An 8,332-nucleotide genomic window follows, 5' to 3' on the forward strand; every position below is an offset into this window, starting at 1 on the left:
CCAGAGGTGGAAGACCGGTAACGGTTGGAGCTGACTGGTACTAATAGGCCGAGGACTTGTTACAAAGACGCTACGCATCCACTGTGCGGTTCTGGAAGAACCGAGCGGCATACCGATCGCCGCAGGTACAACTCCACAGAGTTTCGGTGGTTATAGCGTTGGGGAAACACCCGGTCCCATTCCGAACCCGGTAGTTAAGCCCTTCTGCGCCGATGGTACTGCACTGGTTACGGTGTGGGAGAGTAGGTCGCCGCCGGACAATCTTTCAGAAGACCCCTGAGGGTCGAGCGCTTCGGTGCTCCCCTCAGGGGTCTTCTGCATGTCGCGATCGATTTCCGCTTGCCTGGTCTGATCTCATGACCTCATGGACGCGGTCGTGCACACCACCCTCGAATCGTTCGACACCGCCACCCGCGATCGGCTCGCCGCCGACCCGGTGCGCAACACCGTGGCGATCACCTCACTGGACCGCATCCGCCGGCTCCCGGACGAGCCGACCCCGCTCCTGATCACGTTCCACGACGACGGTGACGTGGTCGGCTCACTGGTCCGCACCCCGCCCTGGCCCTTCCAGACGGCAGACCTGCCCCTCGCCGCGGTGGACCTGGCGGTGCAGATCACCGGCGAACTCGACCCGGACGCCCCCGGCGTCACCGGCCCGCGCGAGAAGTCGGAGGCGTTCGCCACAGCGACCGGCAAGTCGTTCACCGAGTCGCTGGCGACCCGCCTCTACCGCCTCGGAGACCTGGTCCCGCCGGCCGTCGAGGGTTCCGGTCGCATGGCCACCGAGGACGACGTCGAACTCCTGGCCACCTGGCGCAAGGCCTTCACCGACGAGGCCGTCCCGGAAGCACCGCCCGAGTCCACGGCCGACCACGTCCGCGGCTCCCTGCGCCTGGGCAACGGTCACGCGGTGTGGGAGGTCGACGGGGTCCCGGTCGCCTGGGCGGTCGGCAGCCTCCCGCACGCCGGCATGACCAGGGTCGGTCCGGTCTACACCCCGCCCGAGCACCGCAGGCACGGCTACGGCGCCGCGGTCAGCGCGATGGTGAGCCGGTGGGCTCTCGACCAGGGCGCCGCCGAGGTCCTCCTCTTCGCCGACCTCACCAACCCGGTGTCGAACTCGATCTACCAGCGCATCGGCTACGAACCGCTCGAGGACTGGGCCGAGTTCTGGTGGAAGGACTGAACCGCGCCTAGGAGAACAGCTCCGCCGACACCGGCCGGTTCCGCACGTGCGACGAGAACACCAGCGACGTCGTCGTGTCCCCGTACCGCTGCATCACCTCGACGAGCTCCTCGAGCTCGCCCATCGACCGGCACACCACCCGCAGCAACCAGCAGTCGTCACCGGTCACGTGGTCCGCGTCGAGGACCTGCGGCAGCACCAGGACCTGCGTGCGGAACCGGGGCGTGTCGAGCGACCGCACCCGCACGCGCACGATCGACTCGATCGGCAGCCCGAGCCGCGCCGGGGAGACCACGGCCGTGAAGCCGGTGATCACGCCCAGCGTCTCCAGCCGCCGCACCCGTTCGGTGACGGCCGGCGCGGACAGGGACACCTCGCGGCCCAGCGCCGAGAAGGACATCCGCCCGTCCTCCTGCAGCAACGCCAGGATCTTCCAGTCCACCACGTCGAGTTCCACCTGGAAATCATAGGGAGAACGACTCGAACGCCTGGACTTCCGCATGCCCGCGACCCGGCAGGCCGAAGCAGGATCGTGCGCATGACGAACGCACTGCGCTTCCCCGCCGCCGCCCCGGACACCGCCGCCGCCTTCTTCGCCGCCGAGCTCGCCTTCGAGGCCGACCCCGACGACGTGCACCGCGACCTCCAGGCCGGCGACACCACCGGCTACGTCCTCGTCGAGACCCGCGCGCCCGAGGCGTTCGCGCGGGAACGCATCCCCGGTGCCGTCAACCTGCCCTACCGCGACCTCCCCGAGCGGCTGGACCTCGACCCGGACCTGGTCTACATCTGCTACTGCGAGAGCTTCCAGTGCAACGCCGCCACCAAGGGCGCGCTCGAGCTCGCCCGGCGGGGGTACCGGGTGAAGCGGCTCTCCGGCGGCATCACGGCGTGGCGGGAGGCCGGGTACCCGGTCGAGTCGGACGGCCTCACCGGATCGGACGTTTCCAAGGTCGCGTGTCACTGCTGACCACTGCCGACATAGGCTCGAGCGCGTGAACGCACCGCGCCTGCTGGTCCTGCAGCCCTCCGAGTCCGACCCGCTCGCGAAGCTGGGTGACTGGCTCGAAGCCGAGGGTGTCGAGCTCGACCTCGTGCCGCTGAAGGAGCAGCCCGCGCCGCAGACCCTCGACGGCTACCAGGGCGTCGTCTGCCTCGGCGGCGAGATGGGCGCGCTCGACGACCTCGAGCACCCGTGGCTCGCCGACGCGCGGCGGCTGCTGTCCAACGCCGTCGCGCAACGGGTCCCCACCCTCGCCATCTGCCTCGGCGCACAGCTCCTGGCGGCCGCCACCGGCGGGCAGGTGCGCAAGGGTCCACAAGGGCCGGAGGTCGGTGTGCTGCTCGTCGCGAAGCGCGACGCCTCCGGCAGGGACCCGTTGTTCGCGGACCTGCCGTTCACGCCCGACGTGCTGCAGTTCCACAACGACGAGGTGCACCTGCTGCCGCCCGGCGCGGAACACCTCGCCGCGTCCCCGAAATATCCCAATCAGGCGTTTCGGGTCGGCGAGAGCGCTTACGGCCTTCAGTTCCACATCGAGACGACGCCGGAAATCGTCTTGAACTGGGCCGCGAAGGATCCGGATTCGGCGGCCTGCGCGCGGGCGCACCACTTCGACCTGGAGTTCCTCGAGGAAGCGCACCGCGACTTCGAAGAGGTGTGGCAGCCGTTCGTCGCCCGATTCGCGCGGATGGTACGGGGAGAACTGTCGCCCGGAGGACGTTTGGGCACACAACTTCCGTTGGTGTGACGTTACTTTCGTAGGTTTTAAGACATCCTCCGTTGGCAGTACCGTAATCTCCTGGACAGCTTGTTCGATCCAGCCGGAGGATCACTGTGGATCCCGCACTTGTAGTGATCATCGTCGTCGTCACTGCTCTCATCTTCGACTTCACCAACGGGTTCCACGACACGGCCAACGCCATGGCCACCTCCATCGCCACGGGCGCCCTGAAGCCCCGCACGGCGGTCGCGCTGTCGGCGGTTCTCAACCTCGTGGGAGCGTTCCTGTCCGTCGAGGTCGCCAAGACCATCTCCGGTGGCATCGTCGACGACGCCCAGATCACGCCCGCCGTCATCTTCGGCGGGCTGGTCGGCGCGATCATGTGGAACCTCGTCACCTGGTACGTGGGCCTGCCTTCGAGCTCGTCGCACGCGTTGTTCGGCGGCCTGATCGGCGCCGCCTGGGTCGCGTCCGGTGTGGACGCCATCCACTTCGCCAAGGTCGTCGACAAGGTCCTGGTGCCCGCGATCGTGGCGCCGCTCGTCGCCGGTCTGGTCGCGGCCGTCGCCACGATCGTCGTCTACCGCCTCAAGAAGGCGGCCGACCCGCGCGTCGCGCACACCGGCTTCAAGGTCGGCCAGGTCGCGTCCGCCTCGCTCGTCTCCCTCGCGCACGGCACCAACGACGCGCAGAAGACGATGGGCATCATCACGCTCGCGCTGATCACGTCCGGTTCGCTCGCGCCCGGCTCCGGCCCGCCCACCTGGGTGATCGTCAGCGCCGGTCTCGCGATCGCGGCGGGCACGTACCTCGGCGGCTGGCGCATCACCCACACGCTCGGCCGCGGCCTCACGACCATCGAGCCCGCGCAGGGCTTCGCCGCGCAGACCTCGACCGCGACCGCGATCCTCGCGTCGTCGCACCTCGGGTTCGCGCTGTCCACCACGCACGTCGCCTCGGGCGGCATCATGGGCTCCGGCCTCGGCCGCGACCGCCGCGGCGTCAAGTGGGGCACCATGGGCAAGATGGCCGCCGGCTGGCTGCTCACCCTGCCCGCCGCCGGCATCGTCGGCGCGCTCGCGGGCAAGTGGGCGTCCACCGGCACCGCCGGGATCGTCGGCGTGGCCGTCATCGGCATCGTCGTCTCGCTCGGCATCTGGATCCTGGCGCGGCGCGAGCCGGTCAAGCCCGAGCACATCGTCGACGAGGTCGCCGCGCAGGCCGAGCTGCACAAGGTGGCGGCATGAAGGTCGACTGGATGGCGCTGCTGCAGGTCTTCGGCGCCACGCTCCTCGCCACCGTGCTCGTCGTGACGTTGTTCGTGGTCGGCATCCGCGCGCTGTCCGGGGACAGGAAGGTCCCCGCGTACGCGAGCTTCGCCGGATGCGTCGCGGTCGTGCTCTACGGGCTCTCCCTGATCGTCTTCTGATGCCGTGAGGACTAGGTTTACTCGTGATGAGCGAACCAGTCCGCCACGCGTCACCAGCAAGGTTCGGGCTCACCGAGGCGCGCAGCGAGGAAGTGCTGCGCGGACTCGGCCTGTGGGCTGAGCGCCGTCCCGCCGACGGCGCCGAACCGGTGCTGGCCGCGCTGTCCCGCTGCCCCGATCCGGACCTCGCGCTGCGCGGTCTGGAGCGCCTCCACACCGTCACCGACTGGGCCGCCCTGTCCGCCGCGCTGCACGACGACGTGGTGGTGCGGGGCCGGCTGCTCGCCGTGCTCGGCTCCTCTACGGCGCTGTCGGACTTCCTCGTCGTCAACACCGAGCGCTGGCGGTCGCTCACCGACGACGTCGACGTGTCGCTCGAGCTCGCCGAAGGCGACGTGCTGCGCACCGAGTACCGGGCGAAGCTGCTGCTCGTCGCGGCCAACGACCTCGCGCACGTCGTCGAACCCGAGCTGCCGTTCGTCCCGTACGACACGGTGGCGGCGCAGCTGTCGGACCTCGCCGTGTCCGCGTTGCGCGCGTCGCTGGAACTGGCCGCGGAGAAGGTGACCGGCGCCGACCGCTGCCGGCTCGCGGTGATCGCGATGGGCAAGTGCGGCGCGAACGAGCTCAACTACGTGAGCGACGTCGACGTCGTGTTCGTCGCCGAGGGCGACCTGGGCGTCGCGACCCGGCTGGCCAGCACGATGATGCAGATCGCCGGCCAGTCGTGTTTCGAGGTCGACGCGGCACTGCGGCCCGAGGGCAAGGCGGGCGCGCTCGTGCGCACGCTCGACGGCCACGCCTCCTACTACAAGAAGTGGGCACGGACCTGGGAGTTCCAGGCGCTGCTCAAGGCCCGGCCGGTCGCGGGCGACGCCGAGCTGGGGCAGTCCTACCTCGACGTCGTCCGGCCCTACGTGTGGACGGCGGCCGAGCGCGAGAACTTCGTCGAGGACGTGCAGTCGATGCGCCGCCGCGTCGAGGACCACGTGCCCTCGGGGCTGGCCGACCGCGAGCTCAAGCTCGGCCGCGGTGGCCTGCGGGACGTCGAGTTCGCGGTGCAGCTGCTGCAGCTCGTGCACGGCCGGTCCGACGAGGACCTGCGCATCCAGGCGACGACGGCCGCGCTGGCCGCCCTGGGCACCGGCGGGTACGTCGGCCGTGAGGACGCGGCGGACTTCGGGCGCTCGTACCGGTTCCTGCGCACGTTGGAGCACAGGCTGCAGTTGCAGCGGCTGCTGCGCACGCACCTCTTCCCGGCCGACGACGACGTGACGGCGTTGCGCTGGCTCGCGCGGTCGGTCGGCCTGCACGCCGACGGCCGCAAGTCCGAGGGACAGGTGCTGCTCGCCGAGTTCCGCAAGCACGCCAACCAGGTCCGGCGGCTGCACGAGAAGCTCTTCTACCGGCCGCTGCTGCAGTCCGTCGCGGGCGTGCCGACCGAGGCGCTGCGCCTCACCACCAAGGAGGCCGTCGCACGGCTGGCCGCCCTGGGCTACACCTCGCCCGACGGCGCGTTGCGGCACATCCAGGCGTTGACGCACGGCATGTCGCGTCGTGCGCGCATCCAGGGCGCGCTGCTGCCGGTGCTGCTGGACCTGTTCGCCGGCACGCCCGACCCCGACGGCGGGCTGCTCGCCTACCGGAAGGTGTCCGAGGCGCTCGCGGAAACCCCCTGGTACCTGAGGCTGCTGCGGGACGAGGGCGCCGTCGTCGAACGGCTCGCGTGCCTGCTCGGCACGTCCCGCTTGGTGCCGGACCTGCTGACGCGGGCGCCGGAGGTGCTGCGGCTGCTCGCCGACACCGAGGCCCTCGTCGGCGGCGACCCGCACTCGATCGGGAACCCGTTGCGCAGCGCGGTGTCCCGCTACGGCGAGGCGGGACGGGCGATCGCGGCCGCGCGGTCGTTGCGGCGCCACGAGTTGCTGCGGATCGCCGCCGCCGACCTGCTGGGGTTCATGCCGATCGAGACGGTGTGCGTCTCGCTGTCCGAGGTGTGGGCGGCCGTGCTGGAAAGCGCGCTGGACGCGGCCGTGCGGGCGTCCGGCGACCCCGTCGCGGCGCTGTCCGTGATCGGCATGGGACGGCTCGGCGGCCACGAGCTCGGCTACGGCTCGGACGCGGACGTGATGTTCGTGTGCCGGCCGTTCGACGGCGTCTCGGACGCCGAAGCGGTGAAGTGGGCGAGCGGGGTCGTCGAGAAGATCCGGCGGCTGCTCGGCGCGCCGTCGCAGGACCCGCCGCTGCAGGTCGACGCGGACCTGCGGCCGGAGGGGCGGCAGGGGCCGCTGGTGCGGACGCTCGAGTCCTACCGCGCCTACTACCGGCAGTGGGCGGAGATCTGGGAGAAGCAGGCGCTGCTGCGGGCCCGGTTCATCGCCGGAGACGCGGAGCTGGGTGCCGACTTCGAGGCGTTGATCGAGCCGCTGCGGTACCCGGCCGACGGCCTGGACGCGGCGTCGGTGCGGGAGATCCGGCGGATCAAGGCGCGCGTCGACGCGGAACGGCTGCCGCGCGGCGCCGACCCGAGCACGCACACCAAGCTCGGCCGCGGCGGGCTCGCCGACGTCGAGTGGACCGTGCAGCTGCTGCAGCTCCAGCACTCCGGTGCCGTTCCCGGCCTGCGCACACCGTCCACAACGGCCGCGATGGAGGCCGCCGTCGCCGCCGGTCTGCTGGCCGCGGAGGACGCCGCGTCGCTGACGGCCGCGTGGCACCTCGCCACGCGGGCGCGCAACGCCGTGACGCTCGTGCGCGGCAAGGCCTCGGACCAGCTGCCGACGTCCGGGCGCGACCTCGTCGCCGTCGCCTCGGTGATGGGGCACGAGCCCGGCGGCGATCCGGGCGAGTTCCTGGAGGAGTACCGCAGGACCACTCGTCGTGCACGTGCGGTCGCGGAGCGTGTCTTCTACGGTGAGGGACTGTGAAAGCCATCGCGTTGACCCGGTTCGGCGATGCCGACGTCCTGTCGTTGCAGGAGCTGCCCGACCCGCTGCTCGGACCAGACCAGGTGCTGGTGGAGGTGCGTGCGGCCGGGGTGAACCCGGTGGACACCAAGATCAGAGCCGGGTACCTGCAGGGCCTGCTGCCGCACCACACGCCGCTGATCCCCGGCTGGGACGTCTCCGGTGTCGTGCGCGCGGTCGGCATCGGCGTGCAGGCGTGGAAGCCCGGCGACGAGGTGCTCGCCTACGCGCGCAAGGACCACGTGCAGTTCGGCACCTACGCCGAACTGGTCGCGCTGCCGGACCGGATGGTCGCGCGCAAACCGTCCACCCTGGACTTCGTGACGGCCGCTGCGCTGCCGCTGGCGGGACTGACGGCGTTGCAGTCGCTCAAGGCCGTCGGCACCGGTCCCGGGGACGTCGTGCTCGTGCACGCCGCGGCCGGCGGCGTCGGCCACCTCCAGGTGCAGATCGCCCGCGAGCTGGGGGCCGCGCGGGTGCTCGGCACCGCGTCCCCGCGCAACCACGAGTTCGTGCGGTCGCTGGGCGCCGAACCGGTCGCGTACGGCGACGCGCTGGTCGACTCCGTGGCGGAGCTGGTGGGCGGGGACGGCCAGGTCGACGTGGTGGTCGACAACGTCGGCGGCATGGCGTTCGAGCAGTCGTTGCGGCTCGTGCGCGACCGGGCGCGGCTCACGTCCATCGTGGAGGGTCCGCGGGCGCTGGAACTCGGCGTGGTGAACACCTGGGCGCGGCCGGACGCGGAGCAGACCCGGTGGCTCGCCGATCTCGTCGCGGCCGGGTCGGTGCACGTGGAAGTGCAGCAGACTTTTCCGTTGGCGGAAGCCGTAAAGGCGCACAAAGTGCTGGAAGGCGGGCATGTGCGCGGAAAAGTCGTGCTGACCGTCTGAAATCTTCGGCTATTCCTTCAGGTTCGGGGGCACTCCGCGCGGAGTGCCCCCACTTCCTGCTGCTCAGTCCGCGTCCGAGTCGGGGTCGACAACAGGCCCGCGGGTGTAGACCACGACCACCCACACCACTTCCA

8 protein-coding genes and 1 rRNA gene are annotated in these 8,332 nt (G+C 70.9%); 8 read left to right on the forward strand and 1 reads right to left on the reverse strand.

Features of this window, described 5'->3' with window-relative positions; all coding sequences use genetic code 11:
* The first annotated feature begins 142 nt into the window (after positions 1-142).
* Positions 143-259 (forward strand): 5S ribosomal RNA (gene rrf, locus ACFWGZ_RS36915).
* Between the two features lie 105 nt (positions 260-364).
* Positions 365-1,189, forward strand: a complete 825-nt coding sequence (locus ACFWGZ_RS36920; protein WP_382456233.1) for a GNAT family N-acetyltransferase — start codon at positions 365-367, stop codon at positions 1,187-1,189.
* 7 nt (positions 1,190-1,196) lie between these two features.
* On the opposite strand, the gene ACFWGZ_RS36925 is transcribed toward ACFWGZ_RS36920, so the two are convergent.
* Entirely contained in the window at positions 1,197-1,646 is a 450-nt protein-coding gene (locus ACFWGZ_RS36925; RefSeq protein WP_382456234.1) for an Lrp/AsnC family transcriptional regulator, read from the reverse strand.
* A gap of 81 nt (positions 1,647-1,727) precedes the next feature.
* On the opposite strand from ACFWGZ_RS36925, the gene ACFWGZ_RS36930 reads away from it, so the two are divergent.
* From ACFWGZ_RS36930 to ACFWGZ_RS36955, 6 genes are all read left to right on the forward strand, one after another.
* Positions 1,728-2,159: a rhodanese-like domain-containing protein gene (locus ACFWGZ_RS36930; protein WP_382456235.1), complete on the forward strand. Its 432-nt coding sequence runs from the start codon at positions 1,728-1,730 to the stop codon at positions 2,157-2,159.
* Positions 2,160-2,184: 25 nt separating this feature from the next.
* Positions 2,185-2,940 carry a type 1 glutamine amidotransferase gene (locus ACFWGZ_RS36935; RefSeq protein WP_382456236.1) on the forward strand — a complete coding sequence of 252 codons (756 nt, stop codon included), beginning with the start codon at positions 2,185-2,187 and terminating at the stop codon, positions 2,938-2,940.
* A gap of 86 nt (positions 2,941-3,026) precedes the next feature.
* Positions 3,027-4,160 carry an anion permease gene (locus tag ACFWGZ_RS36940; RefSeq protein WP_382456237.1) on the forward strand — a complete coding sequence of 378 codons (1,134 nt, stop codon included), beginning with the start codon at positions 3,027-3,029 and terminating at the stop codon, positions 4,158-4,160.
* A complete protein-coding gene (locus ACFWGZ_RS36945; protein ID WP_382456238.1) occupies positions 4,157-4,342 on the forward strand; it encodes a hypothetical protein in 186 nt (61 codons plus the stop codon). Before ACFWGZ_RS36940 ends, ACFWGZ_RS36945 begins: the two co-directional genes overlap by 4 nt.
* A gap of 26 nt (positions 4,343-4,368) precedes the next feature.
* Positions 4,369-7,269, forward strand: coding sequence for a bifunctional [glutamine synthetase] adenylyltransferase/[glutamine synthetase]-adenylyl-L-tyrosine phosphorylase (locus ACFWGZ_RS36950; protein ID WP_382456239.1), 2,901 nt, complete (start codon positions 4,369-4,371; stop codon positions 7,267-7,269).
* Positions 7,266-8,198 carry an NADP-dependent oxidoreductase gene (locus ACFWGZ_RS36955; protein ID WP_382456240.1) on the forward strand — a complete coding sequence of 311 codons (933 nt, stop codon included), beginning with the start codon at positions 7,266-7,268 and terminating at the stop codon, positions 8,196-8,198. Before ACFWGZ_RS36950 ends, ACFWGZ_RS36955 begins: the two co-directional genes overlap by 4 nt.
* The last annotated feature ends 134 nt before the right edge of the window (positions 8,199-8,332 follow it).

Source organism: Lentzea sp. NPDC060358 (assembly GCF_042725365.1).
Classification (GTDB): domain Bacteria; phylum Actinomycetota; class Actinomycetes; order Mycobacteriales; family Pseudonocardiaceae; genus Lentzea.